Genomic DNA, 429 nt, shown 5'->3' with positions numbered 1-429 from the left:
GTCGATGACCGCCCGCTGCACTAAGCCCAGGCCGTCGGCGAGGTCGGCGTTTTTATGTGTGCCGTCGTGGATCATCACCCGCGACATGAACGACGCGCCGGCCGACGTGCCGCCGACCACGCCGCCGCGATCGAGAACCTTGCGGAGTTCCAGTTCCGTTCGCGTGCCGTTGTAGAGATTCGCCAAGTGCGACTGCAGGCCGCCGCACAGCCACACGCCGGTCGCCTTCTTCAGCGGCGCGACGAAGTCGACTGTGTCGGCTTCGTCCTTGGTGCGGGCGTCGAGGATTTCGATCGACGCCATGGTGTACTTCTTCCAGTCGGCGATCAGTTCCTGCACCTCTTCGGGCGTCTCATAAGGGAACGCGGGAATGAGGACGATGCGGGCTTGGTCGCCGCCGGCCAGGCGCATGAATTCGTCGTTGATGGC

General features: G+C 64.3%; 1 protein-coding gene. It reads right to left on the bottom strand.

Going from position 1 to position 429, the window contains the following annotated elements; genetic code table 11:
- Nucleotides 1-429: cyanophycinase (locus I6F37_RS41015; protein ID WP_225154521.1), on the bottom strand; the 429-nt coding region annotated here is incomplete at both ends.

This window comes from Bradyrhizobium sp. NBAIM08 (assembly GCF_020193935.1).
GTDB classification, from domain to species: Bacteria; Pseudomonadota; Alphaproteobacteria; order Rhizobiales; family Xanthobacteraceae; genus Bradyrhizobium; species Bradyrhizobium yuanmingense.
This window is presented reverse-complemented; position numbering and strand designations above follow the sequence as displayed.